The sequence below is a fragment of the Enterococcus sp. AZ103 genome (assembly GCF_051714685.1).
Classification (GTDB): domain Bacteria; phylum Bacillota; class Bacilli; order Lactobacillales; family Enterococcaceae; genus Enterococcus_A; species Enterococcus_A alishanensis.
This window is the reverse complement of sequence record NZ_JBIOSI010000001.1, coordinates 2,532,404-2,553,543: the sequence shown is the minus strand read 5'-3', so window position 1 is coordinate 2,553,543 and position 21,140 is coordinate 2,532,404. Positions and strand designations below refer to the sequence as shown.

The 21,140-nt window shown below is 35.2% G+C and carries 19 protein-coding genes and 1 other RNA gene; 10 read left to right on the top strand and 10 right to left on the bottom strand.

Annotated features, from left to right (window positions below; genetic code table 11):
• Positions 1–379 precede the first annotated feature (379 nt).
• Together ssrA and ID741_RS12805 are read right to left on the bottom strand one after the other, a co-directional pair.
• Positions 380–746: a transfer-messenger RNA gene (gene ssrA, locus ID741_RS12810) on the bottom strand.
• A 63-nt stretch (positions 747–809) separates the two neighbouring features.
• Positions 810–1,577: a Cof-type HAD-IIB family hydrolase gene (locus ID741_RS12805; protein WP_438720218.1), complete on the bottom strand. Its 768-nt coding sequence runs from the start codon at positions 1,575–1,577 to the stop codon at positions 810–812.
• A 156-nt stretch (positions 1,578–1,733) separates the two neighbouring features.
• On the opposite strand from ID741_RS12805, the gene ID741_RS12800 reads away from it, so the two are divergent.
• Positions 1,734–2,453, top strand: a complete 720-nt coding sequence (locus tag ID741_RS12800; protein WP_438720217.1) for a winged helix-turn-helix domain-containing protein — start codon at positions 1,734–1,736, stop codon at positions 2,451–2,453.
• On the top strand, positions 2,453–3,913 hold the full coding sequence (locus ID741_RS12795) for an ATP-binding protein (protein WP_438720216.1): 1,461 nt from the start codon (positions 2,453–2,455) through the stop codon (positions 3,911–3,913). The genes ID741_RS12800 and ID741_RS12795 overlap by 1 nt, the downstream gene beginning before the upstream one ends.
• Positions 3,914–3,952: 39 nt before the next feature.
• Here ID741_RS12795 and ID741_RS12790 read toward each other — a convergent pair whose 3' ends face one another.
• From ID741_RS12790 to ID741_RS12780, 3 genes are all read right to left on the bottom strand, one after another.
• Positions 3,953–5,395, bottom strand: a complete 1,443-nt coding sequence (locus ID741_RS12790; RefSeq protein ID WP_438720215.1) for an NCS2 family permease — start codon at positions 5,393–5,395, stop codon at positions 3,953–3,955.
• A 130-nt stretch (positions 5,396–5,525) separates the two neighbouring features.
• A complete protein-coding gene (locus ID741_RS12785; RefSeq protein WP_438720214.1) occupies positions 5,526–6,059 on the bottom strand; it encodes a hypothetical protein in 534 nt (177 codons plus the stop codon).
• Positions 6,060–6,293: 234 nt separating this feature from the next.
• Positions 6,294–8,432, bottom strand: a complete 2,139-nt coding sequence (locus ID741_RS12780; protein ID WP_438720213.1) for an LTA synthase family protein — start codon at positions 8,430–8,432, stop codon at positions 6,294–6,296.
• 187 nt (positions 8,433–8,619) lie between these two features.
• Here ID741_RS12780 and ID741_RS12775 point away from each other — a divergent pair, with 187 nt between their 5' ends.
• The 3 genes from ID741_RS12775 to ybaK are packed head-to-tail and all read left to right on the top strand — an operon-like array spanning position 8,620 to position 11,061.
• The gene (locus ID741_RS12775) at positions 8,620–9,786 is read left to right on the top strand and encodes a class I SAM-dependent rRNA methyltransferase (protein ID WP_438720212.1); all 1,167 of its coding nucleotides are present in this window, start codon (positions 8,620–8,622) and stop codon (positions 9,784–9,786) included.
• Between the two features lie 28 nt (positions 9,787–9,814).
• Positions 9,815–10,561 carry a type I 3-dehydroquinate dehydratase gene (aroD, locus tag ID741_RS12770; RefSeq protein ID WP_246601601.1) on the top strand — a complete coding sequence of 249 codons (747 nt, stop codon included), beginning with the start codon at positions 9,815–9,817 and terminating at the stop codon, positions 10,559–10,561.
• Between the two features lie 11 nt (positions 10,562–10,572).
• Positions 10,573–11,061, top strand: a complete 489-nt coding sequence (gene ybaK, locus ID741_RS12765; RefSeq protein WP_438720471.1) for a Cys-tRNA(Pro) deacylase — start codon at positions 10,573–10,575, stop codon at positions 11,059–11,061.
• On the opposite strand, the gene ID741_RS12760 is transcribed toward ybaK, so the two are convergent.
• Positions 11,058–12,314, bottom strand: a complete 1,257-nt coding sequence (locus ID741_RS12760) for an NAD(P)/FAD-dependent oxidoreductase (RefSeq protein ID WP_218327653.1) — start codon at positions 12,312–12,314, stop codon at positions 11,058–11,060. The genes ybaK and ID741_RS12760 overlap by 4 nt on opposite strands.
• Positions 12,315–12,415: 101 nt before the next feature.
• Here ID741_RS12760 and gdhA point away from each other — a divergent pair, with 101 nt between their 5' ends.
• The 3 genes from gdhA to ID741_RS12745 all read left to right on the top strand — a co-directional run bounded on the left by gdhA (position 12,416) and on the right by ID741_RS12745 (position 15,650).
• Positions 12,416–13,759 (top strand): NADP-specific glutamate dehydrogenase, encoded by a 1,344-nt coding sequence (gdhA, locus tag ID741_RS12755; protein ID WP_438720211.1) that lies wholly within the window; start codon positions 12,416–12,418, stop codon positions 13,757–13,759.
• A 79-nt stretch (positions 13,760–13,838) separates the two neighbouring features.
• Positions 13,839–15,185 (top strand): glucose-6-phosphate isomerase, encoded by a 1,347-nt coding sequence (locus ID741_RS12750; protein WP_218327655.1) that lies wholly within the window; start codon positions 13,839–13,841, stop codon positions 15,183–15,185.
• Between the two features lie 243 nt (positions 15,186–15,428).
• On the top strand, positions 15,429–15,650 hold the full coding sequence (locus ID741_RS12745; protein WP_218327656.1) for a hypothetical protein: 222 nt from the start codon (positions 15,429–15,431) through the stop codon (positions 15,648–15,650).
• Positions 15,651–15,683: 33 nt separating this feature from the next.
• Here the strand turns inward: ID741_RS12745 and ID741_RS12740 are convergent, their stop codons facing one another.
• Complete coding sequence (locus ID741_RS12740) at positions 15,684–17,009, bottom strand: glycerophosphodiester phosphodiesterase family protein (RefSeq protein WP_438720210.1); 1,326 nt, start codon at positions 17,007–17,009, stop codon at positions 15,684–15,686.
• Positions 17,010–17,248: 239 nt separating this feature from the next.
• Complete coding sequence (locus tag ID741_RS12735; RefSeq protein ID WP_218327658.1) at positions 17,249–17,848, bottom strand: TVP38/TMEM64 family protein; 600 nt, start codon at positions 17,846–17,848, stop codon at positions 17,249–17,251.
• Between the two features lie 161 nt (positions 17,849–18,009).
• Here ID741_RS12735 and ID741_RS12730 point away from each other — a divergent pair, with 161 nt between their 5' ends.
• Together ID741_RS12730 and ID741_RS12725 are read left to right on the top strand one after the other, a co-directional pair.
• Complete coding sequence (locus ID741_RS12730) at positions 18,010–19,353, top strand: Nramp family divalent metal transporter (protein ID WP_218327659.1); 1,344 nt, start codon at positions 18,010–18,012, stop codon at positions 19,351–19,353.
• Between the two features lie 16 nt (positions 19,354–19,369).
• Entirely contained in the window at positions 19,370–19,783 is a 414-nt protein-coding gene (locus ID741_RS12725; protein ID WP_218327660.1) for a universal stress protein, read from the top strand.
• A 28-nt stretch (positions 19,784–19,811) separates the two neighbouring features.
• Here the strand turns inward: ID741_RS12725 and ID741_RS12720 are convergent, their stop codons facing one another.
• Both ID741_RS12720 and ID741_RS12715 read right to left on the bottom strand, forming a co-directional pair.
• Positions 19,812–20,270 carry a threonine/serine exporter family protein gene (locus tag ID741_RS12720; RefSeq protein ID WP_218327661.1) on the bottom strand — a complete coding sequence of 153 codons (459 nt, stop codon included), beginning with the start codon at positions 20,268–20,270 and terminating at the stop codon, positions 19,812–19,814.
• A gap of 12 nt (positions 20,271–20,282) precedes the next feature.
• The gene (locus ID741_RS12715; RefSeq protein WP_438720209.1) at positions 20,283–21,035 is read right to left on the bottom strand and encodes a threonine/serine exporter family protein; all 753 of its coding nucleotides are present in this window, start codon (positions 21,033–21,035) and stop codon (positions 20,283–20,285) included.
• Between the last annotated feature and the right edge of the window lie 105 nt (positions 21,036–21,140).

Below are 21,140 nucleotides of genomic sequence, written 5' to 3'. Positions count from 1 at the left end.
TAAATTGTTTTTTCAATAATATACAGCTCTAGATATGTTAAGCAGGTGGAACATCTTTGGTGCATTGTAATGGTTTGCTTTACTTTCTTGACGGAGATTTCTATTTCTTTACCAGTATGCCGATTAGGTTTTTCAAGGGTAAGAGTTCCTCGCCTTCTTCTTTTAAATACCTTCTTAAGATTTTAGCTTCATCTGGAGTAGTTCTGACAGGACTTGTATCGGTGGCACCTTGTACATATTTCAATATAGTAGAAGTTTTTAACTTCATATTCCAAAGATATTTGGCGTACTGGTTTCCTTTTATATCAAATCAGTAAAATTTAGGAATAAAAAGAGCTAAAACCTATTAAATCAAGGTTTTAACTCTTAGAAAAACTACAGATGGAGACGGCGGGAATTGAACCCGCGTCCAAACATTTTGCCACTTAAGCCTCTACGCTCATAGTTATACCATTTAAAATTCGCTTAGTCTTCTGCCGTATAACAGGCCGCAAACTTTGCTAGTCTGATGATCTCTTTTTCAACTTACAGACGGAAAGTTAAAACGTATCCCACTTAGAATAGGACCCTTACCCGAGCACATGGGCGATACCGGGAGGATCTACGCTAACTGTTTTTAGGCAGCTAAAGCGTAAGAATTGTTGTTATCTTTTGCAGTTATATTTAACTGTAACGTTTTAACGTAGCCGTAACCTACGAAGCGCAACTCAAGCTCAAACAATGCCTGTCGAATCCTTAACGTCCCCGATAAGACAAATTTAGTGCAACGATTATTATATCACTACAATAAAAAAAGTACAATCTAAATACTAAATCAAGTCGTAATGTTTAAGACCATTGATAATCCCGTGCTCGGTATTCTCAGTGGAAATAAAACTAGCGGCTGATTTGACTTCAGGTAGCGCATTTCCCATGGCAATTTGATAATCGGAAGATTCAAACATAGGCAAATCATTTAAGCCGTCGCCGAAGGTAAAAGTTGGGATATCTTGTTGTAGGAAGTTTTTCACTTCATCAATCGCGGTTCCTTTTGAAATACCCTTATTTACAACATCAATACATTTGGGTCCATTTCTGAAAAAAGTTAACTCGTCGGCAAAAGCTTCGTGATAAAGTTCATCTAATTCATCAGTCAATACTAAAAGCATGTTGGTTTCATATTCTAAGAAAGCATCTGTTTTAATGGGGGGAACCACATTGTTAAAATATTGGTAGGAGTCTTTGACCAATTGATTGACGCCAGAAATAAACATTGTTTCATGAGAGTAAAAGGCCACTTCATGTTTGAGTTTGCGTGTGAAATCTAACATTTTTTGACAAGTTGCGATGTCAATTTTATTGGAAAATATCGTATCATTTTCATAAATTCCATACATACCATTCATTGTAATACTAGCATCGATATGGGCGGCCTTTTTAATCACCTGTATTTCAAATTCACAACGACCTGTAGAAATAATTGGTAAGATATTATTTTCTTTTAAGCGAAGCATTGTTTGGCTAATTTCAGGTGTAACTTCTGATTGATCATTTAATAAAGTACCGTCTAAATCAAAAAAAGCAATGGCTTGATACATATTGGACACTCCTTCTCATTTTCTTCTTATATTCTACCAAATCATGAAGAAAATCCAAATACTTATCGAAACAATTCAGTAGTTTATAGCTGATAAACGGCTTTTAGAGTATACTAAGGTTATAAAAGTAAAAATTTGATAAGTGAGGAATTAAAAATGAATATATTAATGATTGAAGATAATGAATCAGTTTCAGAAATGATGCAAATGTTTTTCTTAAATGAAGGCTGGGAAGCAACTTTCAAATATGATGGTAAGGAAGGTCTGGATACTTTTCTAGCTGATCCTGAAAAATGGGACATGATTACTTTGGATCTAAATTTACCAACAATGGATGGAATGGAAATCGGTCGTGAGATTCGTAAAGTCTCTAGCAGTGTGCCAATTATTATGTTGACTGCGAGAGATTCCGAGAGTGACCAAGTAATCGGTTTAGAAATGGGTGCTGATGATTATGTGACGAAACCATTTTCACCGTTAACTTTGATTGCACGGATTAAGGCTCTACACCGCCGTAGTGAATTAGGCTCTGAAGGAGAAGATGATGCAAAACAATCTGACAATTCTTTTGATATTCAGACAGATCACTTCAAAATGAATTTAAAAACGCGGGAAGCTTATCTAGAAGATAAACCGGTGGAAGGTCTGACGCCAAAAGAATTTGATTTATTGTATACGATGGCAAAAAAACCACGGCAAGTTTTCACTCGTGAGCAACTATTAGAATTGGTTTGGGATTATCAATATTTTGGTGATGAACGGACGGTGGATGCCCATATTAAAAAATTGCGCCAAAAGATTGAAAAGGTAGGCCCGCAAGTAATTCAAACTGTTTGGGGAGTGGGCTACAAATTTGATGATTCTGGAGTAGCCTAATGAAGTATCTTTACCAACAGTTATTGGCTTTTGCGGGAGTTATCTTATTGATGGTCATTACATTAGGCTTTTCTTTCACGCAGTTTACTCGTCAAACTTTGGAACAAGATAATTATAATCAGTTGGCTCGTTACGCGGAGGCAGTTGACCAGATGAGCCGAAAACTAAGTGAAGAGTCTCAATTTTCCAGTTTGACCGACGATGAACAATTTTTAGCTGCTTTAAGCTTAACGGAGCAAACATTAGATCAAGAAGGTGTTTCTTTAGTTTTTTACGATACCAACGGTAAGATTAAGTATCCATTAAGTTCCAGTACAATTTCTGACAAATTGATTTCAAGTAAGCAATGGCAGGCGTTAAAAAATGGTGAAAGCCAAAAAATGACCACTGAAAACAATGAGTATGGCGAATCACAGACAACTTCATATGCGATGGTTTCCTTTAATAAAAAGGGAAGTGGTTTTTATGGAGTATTAGTAATCAGTCAACCAGCGACTAATGTTGAAAATAGTATCAACGCAATTCGCAGTAATTTGTTCAAAGGTTTCATTATTGCTTCGATTTTAGCAATTATAGTGAGTTATTTCTTTGCTACACGACAGTTAAAAAGAATTAAGAGTATTCGATCGGCTACTGATGAAATTGCTAAAGGGAACTTTGATATCCAAATTCCAGATCATGGGAAAGATGAGTTTGACGATTTGGCGAGTGATTTTAATTCAATGACGGAATCTTTAAAAGAATCAAATGAAGAAATTGAAAGGCAAGAGGAACGACGGCGACAGTTTATGGCGGATGCTTCTCATGAAATGCGAACGCCTTTGACCACAATCAATGGTCTGTTGGAAGGATTGCAATATGACGCTATCCCTGAAGATCAAAAGGCAAAAGCTATTAGTCTAATGCAAAATGAGACAGCTCGATTGATTCGTTTGGTTAACGAAAACTTGGATTATGAAAAAATCCGAACCAATCAAATCAGCATTATAATTAAAAAATTCGATGCAACAGAAACGTTAAGCACCTTAGTTACACAATTGGAACAAAAAGCAGCGGCCGCAGGAGATCAATTGATTTTAGAAACACAAGAACCTGTTACAATCTACGCTGATTATGATCGTTTTGTTCAAGTTATGGTGAACATTATGCAAAATGCGATTCAGTTTACTGAAGATGGTGAAATCAGGGTCAGCGTGTTCAAAAAAGACAAGCAAACGATTGTAAAAATCGCTGATACAGGAATTGGCATGAATGAAGAACAAGTAAAAAATATTTGGGATCGTTATTACAAAGTTGATCCATCGAGGAAAAATACTAAGTATGGGGAATCTGGCTTGGGTTTGTCGATTGTTCAAGAGCTAGTTCGTCTACATAATGGGACAGTTGATGTAGAAAGTACGTTAAACGAAGGGACAACCTTTACTATAAGTTTTCCAGATGAAGAAATAAATAATGACTAAAAAAGGCTCGTAAGATAATTTTCTTACGAACCTTTTTTCTTATAATAAAGCTAAAATTGCAAAGTTTGCGATGAACAATGCATCTACCACCCATAAAACAGGTGAAATTTCTTTAGTCTTAGAATTGATAACTTTGATTAATGTATAAGTTATGAAGCCTGCTGCGATTCCGTAAGAGATACTATAACATAAGCCCATAAAAATACTTGCGAAGAAAGCTGGAATGGCTTCTTCTAAATCTAGCCAGTTAATATCAGCAAATGAAGCCAACATCATCACACCAACAATAATTAAAGCGGACGAGGTAGCTTGTGCGGGTACAACAGCAATAACTGGAGATAGTAAACTACTTAGCGCAAATAGAATGGCTACAAAAACTGAAGTTAAACCTGTTCGACCACCAGCACCAATTCCGGCAGCTGATTCCACATAAGTTGTTGTATTAGATGTCCCAAAGATTGCTCCGATTGAAGTTGCAATTGCATCAGCGAATAATGCTTTATCCATTTTTGTTTTAAAGCCTAAGGTATTTGCATTTTCAATGGCCATTTCATCTTCTTTAGAAAAGATACCTGTGCGACGCCCAGTACCAATAAAGGTTCCGATTGTATCAAAAGTATCAGATAAACTGAAAGCCAAAATAGTCATTAGAACTTGTGGCAATTTACTACTGTCGGAAAATAGTGAGCCAAGTCCTTCTGCACCAAAAGCTGCACCAAAAGTAGTTCCTAATGCGCCAATTGAGCTACTTAAGGAATTTGCTTGCCAATCGATGCTGCTAAATTGAACAACGCCCATAGGAATACCTAATAAAGTAGTTAATATAATTCCAATTAAAATAGCGCCACGAACTTTTTTGATTACTAAGATGATGGTGATAAATAATCCTAAAACCGCTAATAATACGGGTGCATTGTTGAAGTTAGCTAAAGCTGGAACAACACCTGATCCCATTGCTACACTTTGAATTTGGTTATCCGTAACGATGCTGCTTGTTACATCTGCTCCGGTAGCAGAAAAGGCTAATAACCCAGCATTTTTTAAACCAACGTAGGCAACAAAAATACCAATTCCTCCGCCAATAGCTTGTTGCATACTTTCAGGAATAGCGCGAATAATCATTTTACGAATTTTTGTTACAGTAATTAAAATATTAATAAGTCCACAAATAAAAACCATCGCCAAAGCTTCTTGCCAACTATAACCAAGACCAGCGACAACTGTGTAAGTGAAGAAAGCATTCAAGCCCATACCTGGTGCTTGCGCGTAAGGAACATTTGCAAATAACCCCATGACTAAAGTTCCGATGACTGAAGCAATAATTGTTGCTAAAAAGACTGCTTGAAACGGCATACCAGCTGAAGATAGTATGCTTGGATTAACAAATAAAATATAGCTCATCGCAAAGAATGTAGTAACGCCCGCCATTAATTCAGTGGAAACAGTTGTACCATTTTCCTTGAGTTTAAACAGTTTTTCCATTTATATGAAACGCTCCTTTTGTATAATTGCATCGTTTAAGTAACGAATACTTTAAAAGTATATGCAAGGACTAGAGGTAGTTCAAGGAATATTTGAATAATAGAACAAAAAAAAAGATAAATGTTCGTGATTAGCGAACTTTTATCTTTTTTCTTTGGTAATTGATAAAAGAATAAACGGAAATGAGCAACAAAAGAAAAAGCAATAATATTCCAACTGTCTTACCGAGGGATTTAAAAAAAAGGTTTAACAAAGTAACTGAAGAAAGACTATAAGAAAGAGAGTTATCTATTGAGTAAGCAATGCCGCTTGTTCCATTACTAAGTACGTATGTTGGCAAATCATGAAACTGAGTCAAACCATATTGATAAATATTTTGTAGAATTTTTTCATAAAATGGTTCAAATAAAGCGAATAAAGTTGTTAATGCCAGGGCAGCAGCAAGAATGCAGAAAATTAATTCAATCCCGGTCGTATATATTGAAAGTCTCATATCCATCTTTTTTTGATGGGATTTTAATAATTTTATACTGAAAATCACCACTAATAATAAGCTTCCTAACAAAATGAAAACAAAAAACCAAAAGGAATAAAAGGTTTGAATTTCTGATAATTCATTAGCTGTAAATAATTGAACATTGCTAGCTTGATCAATTTGATTCAAGATTAATTTCATAATTAAGACGCTGGTTAGTAAAAACAGTAAGGTTAAGGTAGTTAGAAAAAGAATTGAGGCCTCTGCTTTACGGTTTTTTATCGTAGATACAACATTGTTAAGATAGCTCATACTTTTCACCTCACAAAATAGTATAAAAGAATAGTTTGAAAGAAGTATGAAGCTGATAAGAAAAAAAGGCGTAAAAAAAACTACCCAATCGAAATTGAGTAGTTTGCAGATCTATTCTTCAGCGTTATCAGATGTTTCGCTGGAGCCATTTTCTTGTTGATATTGTTGGAAAGTTTTCGTGCTGTATAAACTTTGTGTCGTCTTACCGCCATTTTTTGAGAAGATGCTAGTCGATTCAGCACCTAAGTCTGATTCGATTTGCTCCATTTTGCTGACGCTATCTTTATAATTATATTGGGATGAATCAATTGGTTCCAATCCGCTTTCTGTGTAGAATCGTAAAAGGTCACCATTATTAATATCATCGGAGGTAGATAGTTGTTTGTCGACAGCAAGTTCCCATGTATCTAACTGTTGTTGCAGCTCATCATCTGGCTCTAAAATCATTTGGCCATTTGAATTGGAATAAACACTGCCACTATAACTTGTATATTCTGGTGTCATATAATCACCGTTACGGAAAGCAACTAGTTGATCATTTTCAGGAGATAATAAATCTTGACCCATTTGAATATATTTGCTTGTGTCAACGCCCAATAAGTGAAGTAAGGTTGGTAAAGCATCAACTTCACCACCATAAGTATGATTAATTCCACCATTTGTTTGGCCTGGAACATGAATCATGTATGGGACTCTTTGCATTTGTGCGTTGTCATAATTTGTCCAAGTGTCAGAAGTTTTTCCGACTAACTCAGCTAAATCAGGATTACGGGATTCAGAAATACCATAGTGATCACCGTACATTACAATAATTGAGTTATCGTATAAACCAGTTTCTTTTAAGTAAGTGAAGAACTCTTCAACTGCTTTATCTAAATAATTCGCTGTTGCAAAGTAGCCATTAATTGTTTCATCACTTGTGTTCGCCATTGGGAAACCAGCTTCATCACCAGTTAACTGGCTATATGGATAGTGGTTTGTAACAGCAATAAACTTAGAATAGAATGGTTGTTGTAAATGTTCTAAATATTGAACAGATTGATTAAAGAAAGGTTTATCATGTAAACCATACTGGAATGAGTTATCATCGTTGACATCATAATAAGATGAGTCAAAGAAGTAATCATAGCCTAAATTTTTATAAGTTTCTGTTCGATTCCAGAAGTTCCCTGAGTTTCCGTGGAAAGCCGCTGAAGTGTAACCTTTTGTTTGATTTAAAATGCTTGGCGCAGCTTGGAAAGTATTTTCACTACCAAGTTGAGTAAATAATGATCCTTGATTTAAACCAAATAATGAAGTTTCCATCAAAGTTTCGGCATCAGATGTTTTCCCAGCCTTTACTTGGTGGAAGAAATTATCAAAACTGAAAGTACTATTTTCATGGTAGATACTGTTGATAAACGGCGTTACTTCGTGCTCCACACCATTTTCATCTTTTAATTTATAATCAATTAAGAATTGTTGGAAGCTTTCTAAATGGATAGTAATGACATTCCGTCCATCAGCAAGTCCATAATAGTCAGCATTTGGTGCTGCATAATGTTCGTTTACGTAAGCTTCAACGTCTGTTAAATCGTTGGCACTGGCTTCTGCTTTTACCTGATTAGTACGGTATGTTTGAACGCCATCATAAACTGTAAAAGCATTAATTCCTAAATACTTAACTAAATAATCCCGTGAGAAGGTTCTAGTTAGTAGACCAGTTCGGTCAGCTTCAGCTAAAAATAAGTTTCCAGAAAAGATCATAACTGATAAGGCAGTTACGGCTAATGCCATTCGAGCTCTCACTGGTCTTTCTTCTTCTTTAATTATTTTCTTCCATAAAAGAATTGGAAGGATTAAAATATCAATCATGAAGATGAAATCATAAGGACGGAAAAGTCTTATGGCGCTTTCGCCAAGTCCGCTAGCTACTTTACCAGCACCAAGCATTGTGTTAATAGTGATAAAATCAGTAAATTCGCGATAGTAGACAACATTTGAAAACAAAAGCAGAGTTGCTAAAGCATAGATAACGATCATCGTTCGATAGGCTGCTTTAGGCCGTCTAATATATAATGCAATCGACAATAGGAACATTGTTGTTGCAAATGGATTGATAAAGAGGATGAAATATTGCATTAAACTTTCAATCCCCAAATTGAATTCAAATAGATAAGCAAATATACTTTTGGCCCATAGTAATAGGGTTAGTAGGCCAAAGAAACCTAATCGCTTATTTAAGATTGATGAAATTTTAAATTTTCTCAAAGTTAACTTCCTTCCTAATAAAAGGTTTGTTTAAATTTTTCATTTAAAGCACTTCCCTAGAGTTTACATGGATTTTATAATGTCGTCAATCTAATTTAAGTTGATCTAAAGCCGACTTAAAAAAAACTTTATAAGCGTATTCACTTAAATATTTTGTTATACTTGAAAAGAAACGAGGGAAACAAATTTGAAAATACAATTAACAAAAAAGGCGAGTCAAAAAATTAGAAAGAAAAATCCACTGATTCAACCTGAAGATTTGCAAACAAAAATAAGCGATATACCTAAAGAATATCTGACTTTTTTAGACGAAAGAGGAGAGATTTTAGGTACAGGCTATTTAGGAAAACAAAACAAAGGAATCGGCTGGTTAATTAGTTACGAAGCTTTGAAAATTAATAAAACGTTCTTACATGAGTTATTTCAGACAGCAGTTACTAAGCGAAAGAAATTTTTTCAAAACAATGAAACCACAGCCTTTCGTTTATTTAATGGTGAAGGTGATGGCTTTGGTGGTATCACTATCGATTATTATGCCGGTTATTTAGTGATATCGTGGTATAACGAAACGATTTATGCCTTGAAAGAAGAATTATTGCTAACAATTTCGGAAGTCCTATCAGATAATCTTGGTATTGTCGAAAAAATTCGTTTTCAATCGGATTTACCGGAAAGTAATTGGTACATCGGAGAGAAACCTGCAGAACCTTGGCTAGTTAAAGAAAATGGCATTAATTATGCTACTTACTTAGATGAGGGATATATGACAGGAATTTTTCTTGATCAAAAAGAAGTTCGCAAACGTTTGGCTTCTGGACTTGCAAAAGAAAAAAAAGTCTTAAATATGTTTAGCTACACCGGTGCTTTTTCTGTTGCAGCAGCTGTTGGCGGCGCAGGAACAACAAGTGTTGATTTAGCTAAACGCAGTTTAGACAAAACCAGAGAACAGTTTGAAGTGAACCAAATTTCTTTAGAAAAGCAAAAGATAGTAGTGATGGATACTTTTGAATATTTTAAGTATGCTAAAAGAAAAGGTTTTAGTTATGATTTAATCATCTTAGACCCACCAAGTTTTGCTAGAAATAAAAAGAAGACATTTTCAGTGGCAAAAGATTATGGTCGCTTGATTGCTGAAAGCTTAAAAATATTAAATCCAAAAGGGCAAATTATTGCTTCCACTAATGCGTCAAATTTAACATTAAAGAAATTTCGACAAAGTATTGAAAAGAGTTTGGACGAACAGGGTGTAACCTACCAACTAAAAGAAACGTTTCGTTTGCCTCAAGATTTTCCAGTAGCGGCGTTTGAAGAAAGCAATTATTTAAAAGTACTATTTTACGAAATTAAAAAATAAAAAATGATCGTGGGGAATGAGTAAGATGATGGCTGTTCAAATAAGAGATATGCGATTGGATGCAGGAAAACCAAAAATTTGTGTACCAATTATTGGTGAAACATTTGATGAAATTATGTCACAGGCTAGTCAAGCAAAAGTCAATGGAGACATAGTTGAGTGGCGGGCAGATTATTATAAAAATCTGCAAGATGATGAAGAATTATTGTTGACATTATTGGCTTTAAGGGAAGAGCTGCGCAACATTCCGTTGATTTTTAATTTGCGAACTGTTGAAGAGGGTGGACAGGCAGATCTGCCATTAAGTGAGTATCGCAGAATTAATGAATTTGCAGTAACTTCTCGTTCCATTGATGTAGCGGACATTGAGTTAACCCACGTAGATACGTTGGGAACAACCTTTATTCGCTGGATGCAAGCATTAGATGTAAAAGTAATTCTAAGTGATCATAATTATTCTGAAACACCGGAAGATGCGGTTTTATTATTCCGTTTAAATATGATGGAACATTGGGGGGCAGACATTGCCAAACTTGTAGTCGTTCCGCAAAATCAATCCGATGTGATTCGATTAATGAGAACGACGTTAAAGGCACAAACCTTTGTAAACTTACCGATTGTGAGTGTATCACAAGGAAATCTTGGAAAACTATCGCGAGTAGCTGGCTATTTAGATGGCTCTTGCATGACTTATGGACATTTACCTGGCCTAGCTTCTGCACCAGGTCAATTAGAAGTTGAAAAGTTAAAACTATTTTTAGATGAATTTAGTTAGAGGTGGAAAAAATCGCTAAGAAAAAACAAGTAAAAACAAATGCGATTCGTTTGATTGAACAGAAAAAAATTTCTTATATAGAACATCAATATGAGTGGTCTGAGAATGATTTAAGTGCCCGCCATGTACCTGAACAAGTTGGGATAGAGGCGGAGCGTATTTTTAAAACACTAGTGGCGGTTGGAAATGCCAGCGGACCAATCGTTGCAGTGATACCTAGTGATCACGAGCTAGACTTAAAAAAGTTAGCCAAAGCTTCAGGTAATAAAAAAGTTGAAATGCTACATGTAAAAGATTTAGAAAGTTTGACTGGTTACATTCGAGGAGGCTGTTCACCAATCGGGATGAAAAAACTATTTCCGACTTTTATTGCACTAGAAGCTGCAAGTTATGACACAATAGCTGTCTCGGCAGGCAAACGTGGCTTACAGATAGAAATTGCCCCAAATGCTATTCTGGAAATAACAAAGGGGCAAACAGTAGATTTAATTCAAAATTAAGCAAAACTCTGATAAGCGGCATGGGTACCAGCAACATGTCCCGTGCAAAAAGCAGCAGTAATGTTAAAACCACCTGTATAACCATTAACATCGAGCACTTCACCGGCAAAAAACAAGCCGGTGATTTTTTTGCTTTCAAGAGTTTTAGGTGAAATCTCTTTTAGTTCGATACCACCGCCAGTTACGAAAGATTTTTCTAGACCTAATGTTTTTGTGGCGGTCATTTGAAAGTTTTTGATTAAGTTGATGAGCTCAATCAATTCATGTTCGTTTACTTCGCGATAAGTTTTGTTAGTTAGCATTGCTTTTTGAAGGAAAAAATTTAGTAAACGCTCAGGAAGTAAAATACTTAGAGCATTATTTAGCTGTTTATTAGAGGTTTCACCCAATTCAGCTATTTTTTCTTTCACTGCTTCCTCAGATAGTTCTGGTAAACAATCTAATGACAAAGTTACTGTAGATTGTTCTCGTAATAATTGATTTACAAATCCTGAACAGCGTAGGGCAGCCGGACCGGAAACACCAAAATGAGTAAATAATAAATCCATTTTATGGGCGGTAACTTCTTTATTATATTGATTTAGAACGGTTAAACGAACGTCTCTTAAAGATAGTCCTTGCAATGTTTTATCAGTAATAAAAGAATCATTTAAAAAGATAGCAGACTCAGTCGGATAAAGTGGAGTGACGTGGTGACCCAGAGTTTTTGCCATTTTATATCCATCACCGGTAGCTCCTGTGTTTGGATAAGTCATGCCGCCTGTGGTGACAACAACACATTTTCCGCCAAAATCACCCTTTTCAGTTCTAACACCTTGAATTTTTTCCCCGTCAGAAATAATCTTTTCGATAGCTGTGTTAAAGAAGATGGTCACATTTAGATTTTCTAATTCGGCTAGCAGCGTTTGAACAATGGTTTTAGCTGAGTTACTGACTGGAAACATTCGGCCGTGGTCTTCTTCTTTTAAAGCAACACCATGTTCAATAAAAAAAGTCATAATGTCTTGATTGTCCCATTGGCTAAAAGTACTATATAAAAACTTCCCATTTCCAGGAATGTGGGTAATTAAGTCATCGACAGGACGATTGTTGGTAACATTACAACGACCGCCGCCAGTCATGAGTAGTTTTCGACCTGGTTTTTTATTTTTTTCAAACAAAGCGACTTGAGCGCCATTTTCTGCTGCAGCGATGGCGGCCATCATACCACTTGTCCCAGCACCGATGACAATCACATCAAATTTTTTCTTCATATTTTTCCTCCGTATTGTGAATTTTTTTAATCTTTAAAAAATTGCTATACAAGCCCACTATATTAAGCTAAACTTATTATTATTTTGAAAGGATGATGCACGTGAATACCCAAGAATACATTGATAAGTTAATAAATGATTTAAAAGCCAAAGATTCTCATGAAATTGAGTTCATTCAGGCAGTTGAAGAGTTTCTGCCTACTATTATACCTTTTTTAGAAGACAATCCTACATTTATTGAGAAAAATATTTTGTCACTTATTTTAGAACCTGAGCGTGTAATTCAATTTAGAGTCCCTTGGCAAGCAGATAATGGTGATTGGCATGTGAATCGTGGCTATCGAGTACAATTTAATTCAGCCATCGGTCCATATAAAGGCGGGTTAAGATTTCACCCTAGTGTAAACCTGAGTATTTTAAAATTTTTAGGTTTTGAACAAATTTTTAAAAATAGTTTAACTAACCAACCAATTGGTGGTGGTAAAGGCGGTTCCGACTTTGATCCTAAAGGTCGATCAGATAGTGAAATTATGCGTTTTTGTCAAAGTTTCATGACTGAATTGCAAAAGCATATTGGTCCTGATTTAGATGTACCTGCTGGTGATATTGGTGTGGGTGCTAGAGAAATTGGTTTTTTATATGGTCAGTATAAACGTTTGCGACAATCAGATATGGGTATTTTAACCGGTAAACCAGTCGGTTTTAACGGAAGTTTGATCCGAACAGAAGCAACGGGCTATGGTTTAGTCTACTTGGTTCATCACCTATTGAAAGATAAAGGAGATTCTTTAAAAGATAAGACAGTTAAATTATCAGGTAGTGGAAATGTCGCGATTTACACTATTGAAAAAATTCAAGAATTAGGTGGAAAAGTGCTAACTGCTTCAGATTCTAGTGGTTTTATTTATGACTCAGAAGGCATTGATTTAAAACTTTTAAAAGAAATAAAAGAAGTTCGGCGAGGCAGATTAACCGAATATATCGAGCAAAGACCAAATGCTAGTTATCAAACAGGTAGTGTCTGGGATTTCTCTGTTCAAGCGGATATTGCATTACCATGTGCAACACAAAATGAAATTAATGCGGTTCAAGCGGAAATTTTAGTAAAAGATGGTATAAGAATTGTTGCTGAAGGTGCAAATATGCCTTCAACTAATCAAGCTCTTGAAGTTTATCAGGCTGGAAATATTTGTTACTTGCCAGCCAAAGCAGCAAATGCCGGTGGTGTAGCTGTTTCAGCTTTGGAAATGAGTCAAAATTCACAACGACTTTCTTGGACTCGTCATGCGGTAGACGAAAATCTTAATTTAATTATGAAAGATATTTATGAAACAATTTCTGAAACAGCTAAACGTTACGCAACTGCTGGAGATTATGCTGCAGGTGCTAATATAGCTGGTTTTGCTAAAGTTGCTGAAGCGATGTATGCACAAGGTTTGGTATAAAAAAGTTCTGGCTTGAAAAATTATGAAAATAAACGTAAAGTAATAGCTGTATAATAGTAATCATCAAGGAGGAAACAAAATGGCACACATTCATTTCGATCATTCGAAAGTAACACCTTTTATTAACGACCATGAAGTTGAATTTATCAAGAGTCAAGTGGCATTAGCTCACAAAGAACTACACGAAGGTACTGGAGCTGGCAATGACTTTTTAGGCTGGATTGATTTACCAGTAAATTATGATAAAGATGAGTTTGCTCGTATTAAAAAAGCCGCTGAAAAAATCCAATCTGATTCTGAAGTTTTAGTGGTTATCGGAATTGGTGGTTCTTATTTAGGTGCTCGTGCAGCGATTGAATTTTTACATCAATCATTTTTCAATGCACAAACAAAAGAAGACCGTAAAGCACCACAAGTATTCTTTGCTGGAAATTCAATTAGCTCAACATACATTGCTGATTTAATCGAAGTAATTGGGGACCGAGATTTTTCAGTTAACGTAATCTCGAAATCTGGTACAACTACTGAACCAGCGATTGCTTTCCGCGTATTTAAAGAATTATTAATTAAAAAATATGGCGAAGCAGAAGCAAATAAACGAATCTATGCAACAACTGACAAAGCGCGTGGTGCAGTGAAAATTGAAGCCGATGCAGCTGGTTGGGAAACTTTTGTAATTCCTGATGATGTTGGTGGACGTTTTTCTGTATTGACTGCAGTTGGTTTATTACCAATCGCTGCCAGTGGTGCGGATATTGACGCCTTGATGCAAGGTGCGGCAGATGCACGAACAGCTTATTCAAGTGATAACCTGGACGAAAATGAAGCTTATCAATATGCTGCATTGAGAAATATCTTATACCGTAAAGGAAAAGTAACTGAAATTTTAGTTAACTATGAACCAGGAATGCAGTATTTAAATGAATGGTGGAAACAACTTTACGGTGAATCTGAAGGAAAAGATTTGAAGGGCATTTATCCATCAAGTGCGAACTTCTCAACAGATTTACATTCATTTGGTCAATACATTCAAGATGGTCGTCGCAATATATTTGAAACGATTGTTAAAGTTGATCAACCTAGAAAAGTTATCGAAATTCCAGCTCAAGAATCTGACCTTGATGGTTTAGGTTACTTAGAAGGAAAAGATGTCGATTTTGTAAATACAAAAGCTTTTGAAGGAACTTTACTTGCTCATACCGATGGTGGCGTTCCAAACTTTGTATTACACATTCCAACAATGGACGCGTATACTTTAGGATACACCATGTATTTCTTTGAAATTGCAGTTGGTGTTTCTGGCTACTTAAACGGTGTCAATCCATTTAATCAACCCGGTGTGGAAGACTATAAAAGAAATATGTTTGCTTTACTAGGCAAACCTGGCTTTGAAGATTTAGCTAAAGAATTAAACGAACGTCTATAGAATAATACTGAGAGCCTGCCAATCATTTTTTCGATTGGTAGGCTTTTTGATGCTTAAATTAAATTTAGGTAATAAAAAGCATGCTTGATTAAAGATAACATTTATTATTAAACCATTTGTTTTTAAAGTAGTCTAATTTTTGGCAAAATATCCTTTTTAATTAGTAAATTTATTTGTGAAAAGCGTTTTCAATTTATTTATAATATGTTATTATAAAAAACGAAATGAACGGAGGGGATTCAGATGGAAGAAATAAAAATCGGTGCTCAGTATAAATGTTTACCAGTTGGTTCTCAGCGGGAAGTGATTGGTGTTGTTGAACAGTTATACACGAATATAGCAGTCATTAACGTAACTGAATGTGATCCATGCGATGAATTAATGGTGCAAGAGTTACAGAATCGCATGGTTGTTAAATATCAAGACATAAAAAAATCTATTTCAGATAAATCATTAGCATATTAAAAAAAGTACTTTTCCCTTGGAAAAGTACTTTTTTTAATAGAGACGCAAGAAAAACGCAGCGAAATTTTGAAGGGTGGCTTGGCTTTTTAGTTTGGATAGATCGTCAGTCAGTAAGCCGTTAATGGCTAAACTTTTTAATTGAGAAGCTTCTTTTTTTGTATGCAATGTCCAAATTAAAATATCTTTGTTTTGATTTTTTAAAGCTTGAATTATATAAGGATTAGCCGTTCGCTGTTCGATATTGATAAAATCCAAATTGTTTTTTGGTACGCCGAGAAAATCAAAAGGTAAAATATAGCCAACTTGATTATCAAAAAAGTATTTTTTTGTTTCTTCAGAAACTTTAAGGCTCATACTTTGTAAAAAATGATTAGACAATTGCTCTTTAAATGGAAGTAGCGCTGAAACAATTGTTTCTTGTGTTTTTGTTGAAGGTTTTAATTCAATCAGCAGTTTTTGTTCTAATTGATTGGCCTGAACTAAATAATCAGAAAATAGACTAATTTTATCAGTATAATTGTTTTCTTTTAATGTTAATTGTTGAATTTCTGGCCAAGTTAGTTGATCTACGTTGAGATCTCTTCCTGTTAATTTTTTTAAATTTGGGTCATGGACGACTACTAATTGGTGATCTGAAGTTTCTTGAAGATCAATTTCGACGAGATCAGGTTGCCACTGGAGATTTGTATCAGTTAATCCGGTAATTGTATTTTGAATGGCATTCTTTTGACTTATACCGCGATGAGAAATACTATAAGGCTGATTGTTAGGCTGAAAAGCAGTTAAATCGCTATGATAATTTAAAATAGTGATAGCGATTAAGCCTAGCACACTCAACAATAACCAATGACAATCAAAAACGTCATTTACAATTAGTTTTTGCTGATTTAATAATTTAACAATCAAGAGAGCAAAAAGAACGTTGCCGATTAATGCATAAATTAGTAAAGCAAATATTAGTGAGTACTGGTGACTGAAAAGTGTTAACAATTGTTCTCCAAGTTTTATCCGCACTAACCAAATGATAGCTGTCAGCAATAGCATTAATCCACCAAAAAGAATTTCCTTCGGCCAAGGCTTTTGAGAAAATTTCCAACTATTGATCAAACCTCTGATTATAGTATCACCATGAGTTAAATTTGACGGAAAAAAAATAAATCGAGTAGTAAGATATAAGATAATTAAGTAGATAATAATGACAATCGGAATGATTTGCCATCTTTTAGCAAATACAGTAGACAGTATATTTGCAGGCAAAGAGAATCGCGCCAATAAAAGTTGATAAAACTGGGCAAATAATAAAGGAGACCAAATAAATATTAGTCCGGAAGAAGCCAGCCAGCCTTTGAAAAAATTCAAGTTGCAGGTCGGCTTTTTTGTCTCTATCATTAAGAGTATTAGTCCATAGATACTCATAAGTAAAACAAATAAAAGCAAACTACCTAATAAAGGTAGCTTAGTATTTTTTAAAATAAAAAAAAGCACTAGATTGACGAAAGGTAGAAAACTAGCGAATAATAGAAATATTTTAAAATTATTTAATTTAGTAGAAAACATTTAACCAACAACCTTTACCTAAAAATAAAACCCACTATTGATTAGTGGGTTAGTAATTGTGACAGTAATTGACCGCCTTGTAATAGAGCTAAACTATACAAGAAAATTGAAGCAGGTTTAGCTAATAGAATAATCGCTGTATATTTTTTGAAAGACATATTTGTTAAACTAGCCATCAAACATAAAGCATCATCTGGTGCAACTGGTAAAAAAATCGCGATGGCAAATATCTTTTCAAAACGAGATTCATTATCCAACATGTGACTATATTTATCAAATATCTTTTCACTGACTAAATGTTCGATCAAAGGTTTTCCATAATGCCGACCTAAGGCAAAAAGGATTAATGAGCCTATACAAATACCGACATAATTATAAACAAATCCCCAATAGGGACCGAAGATAATGACTCCAGCAGCTAAACTTATACCCCCTGGAATAATCGGGATGACGACTTGAATAATTTGAATCAAGACAAACACGAGAGGACCAACAATTGCTGATTGACCAACTAATTGTTGTAAAGCATTCATATCTTTAAAGACACCTAATTGATAAAAGTAAATTGCCAAACTAATGGTCACGGCAATTCCCATCAATGAGATAATATTTAATAATTTTCTAGATTGTGCAATGCTCATTTCTTCATCTCCTTTGTGCTACATTTGCAGTATAAAGGATTATTGTGTAATTTGTATAGGACTTAAGACCTAAATTACGCAAATCATGAACTTTTTTTAAATATTTTACAGTTTTTTTAACTTAAGCTATGCTTAAAGAAAAACAATAAGGGGAAATACCTTTGACTAAAAAGAAAAATCTGATACATGAGTCTGACGGCGTCAGTTTAGAAGAAATAAATGGAACAGTTGTTGTTCCGAAAGATGCTAGCTTTTGGCGGAAACTGCTGCTTTACAGTGGACCTGGTGCTTTAGTTGCAGTGGGTTATATGGATCCAGGTAATTGGATTACATCGATAGCAGGTGGAGCATCTTATAAATATAGTCTGTTGTCAATTGTTTTAATTTCTAGCTTGGTTGCGATGCTCTTACAGAGTATGGCGGCTAAATTAGGCATTGTAACTGGAAAAGATTTGGCGCAAATGACCCGTACGAAAACTGGGAAAGCTTTAGGTTTTTCGTTGTGGGTTGTAAATGAGATGGCCATTATGGCAACAGATATTGCTGAAGTCATTGGTGGGGCAATCGCCTTACAATTATTATTTGGTTTACCATTGATTGTTGGGGTATTGATCACTACTTTAGATGTTTTACTATTGCTACTTTTAACTAAATTGGGATTTCGTAAGATTGAAGCAATTGTAGCAACTTTGATTTTTGTCATTTTTTGTGTTTTTGGTTATGAAGTTGCCGTGGCTGATCCTCATTGGGGAGAAGTGATTCGCGGTTTTATTCCTACAACTAAAATTGCGACGGATCGCTCGATGCTTTTATTAGCGCTCGGTATTGTCGGTGCAACGGTAATGCCTCACAACTTGTATTTGCATTCGTCAATCTCTCAATCACGAGATTTTGATCGAGATAATCCAAGAGAAATGAAAGAAGCAGTCAGATTTACTACCTGGGATTCTAATATTCAATTGACGGTCGCATTTATCGTTAACTGTCTACTATTAATTTTAGGTGGTGCTTTATTTTATGGCACGAATTCAGATTTAGGGAAATTTGTTGATCTATATGATGCTCTACAAAATCCAGCAGTCGTGGGAAGCATTGCCAGTCCGTTGCTAAGTACTTTATTTGCTGTCGCATTATTGGCCTCAGGACAGAATTCAACCATTACTGGTACATTGTCTGGTCAAATTGTCATGGAAGGTTTTATTCGTTTGAAAATTCCTTTATGGATGCGGCGTGTTGTCACAAGACTTTTAGCAATCATTCCAGTAATCATTTGCGTCATTCTGTATGGTGGAAATGAAGAGGCGGTTGAGAATTTGCTGTTATATACACAAGTGTTTTTAAGTATCGCTTTACCTGTTTCAATTATTCCGCTAACCATTTTTACTAGTGACAAAAAAGTAATGGGAGAGTTTGCAAATCCAAATTGGGAAAAATATCTTGCTTGGTTTATTACGATAGTATTAACAATTTTGAATTTATTTTTGATTTATAGTACTTTAAGCTAAAGAAAGAAGGCATAAAATGTTTGAGAAAATATTGGTCGCAGTAGATGATTCAGAAGATTCACTAAAAGCATTTGATTATGCAGTTGATCTGGCCAGCCGATTAGGTTCAAAAATAGCGGTGGCAACGATATTTGAAATTAATCGATTGAATGTTTATGAATATTTGCAGCCAGAGAATTTACGGCAAAAAAAAGAAAAAGTGGTAAATATATCCGAAGATTATATGAAAAAGGCTGAAAAAGCAGGTATTACTGTCGAAAAGGCTTACGTGGATGAAGGCGATCCAGCTCATGTGATTGTAGAAGAAATCATTCCCATTTTTCAACCGGATCTACTAGTTTGTGGTGCCTCTAAGAAAAAAAGTTTTATTCGTTCTGAAGCAAATGAGATGGCTCGCATGGCAGAATGTTCAGTATTGATTGTAAAATAAGAAGACGTTAGCTGGACTCAATGTCTCGCTAACGTCTTGTTTTTTTTAGTAGATTTTGTCGTGTTCGTTTTAAAATTCCTTCAACTAAATTAGTGAACATAAATCCTAGAGCAATAGCTCCTGCCGTAACTAAGACCACTACAATATTTTCCATCGCCGCGGTAAAATTCTGATTCATCATTTGTCGAACCGCCATATAAGCTGGGCCACCAGGTACTAAAGGAACCAAACTAGGTACGTTAAAAATAATTACTGGCATAGACATACGGCGTGAAAAGAAAATACTGATTAGACCAATTACTGTCGCAGCGCAAAAATTAGCAATTCCAGCATTTTGATTAAAATACGTTTCTAATCCCCAGAAAGTCATCCAACCACATGCCCCTGTAAGACCAGTCGTTAAAAATGCACGGCGAGGAATATTAGTTAATACACCAAAAGTTATCGTGCTAATCATACTAAAGAAAAAATTGATAAGTATAGTCAAAAAGTTTCCTCCTTAAAAAAAATGAAAAGCAACAATAATTCCGCCGCCAATGGCTCCTGCAACAAAGAGCGCTTCCGTAGCGCGAGCAATTCCGCTAATTAAATGACCAGCCATAATATCTCTAAAAGAATTGGTAATTGCTAATCCAGGAACCAGAGGCATGATAGAGCCAATAATAATACTGTTCACATTCAGTGCCCAACCTAGTAAAACAAAAATATTTGCTAGCGCACCGATAATTAGTGCGGCAAAAAAATCATTGAAAAAATACATACGTAATTTTTTTCCGAAGAAATTATGAACAGTAAAACCCAGTGCACCAATGATAAAAGTTGGAATAAAATCTCGCCAGTCTCCCTGTAAAATAATCATTAAAGTACAACTGACAATCCCTGCTGCAATCACATTCCACCAATAAGGAAAATCCGCTGTATTATCATCTACAAAATCTAATGCATAATATAAATCTCGTAAAGAAATTTCTCCAGATGCAAACAAGCGTGAACCACGATTGACCGCTGCAACTTTTTCTAGATTAATTGATTGGCGAGTAATCTCAATTAATTGACTTTTTTCTTCAGACGGTGATCCTACAAACAAACCTGTTGCAGTCACATATGTTTGAATATCCTGAAGTCCAGCGTTTCTTGCAATTCGTTTCATTGTATCTTCCACGCGATACACTTCTGAACCAGACTCCATCATTATTTTTCCAGCCCTTAAGCAAGTACTTAAAATTAGTTGTGTGTAGCTACTTTGCTCCATTATTTCACCGCCTTATTCCAATAGTAGGGAAAAATTTGAGTTTAGGCAAGAAAAGTTTTTCTAGTGAGATAAAAATTTGAAAGATAGTGGAATAAAGTAACATGA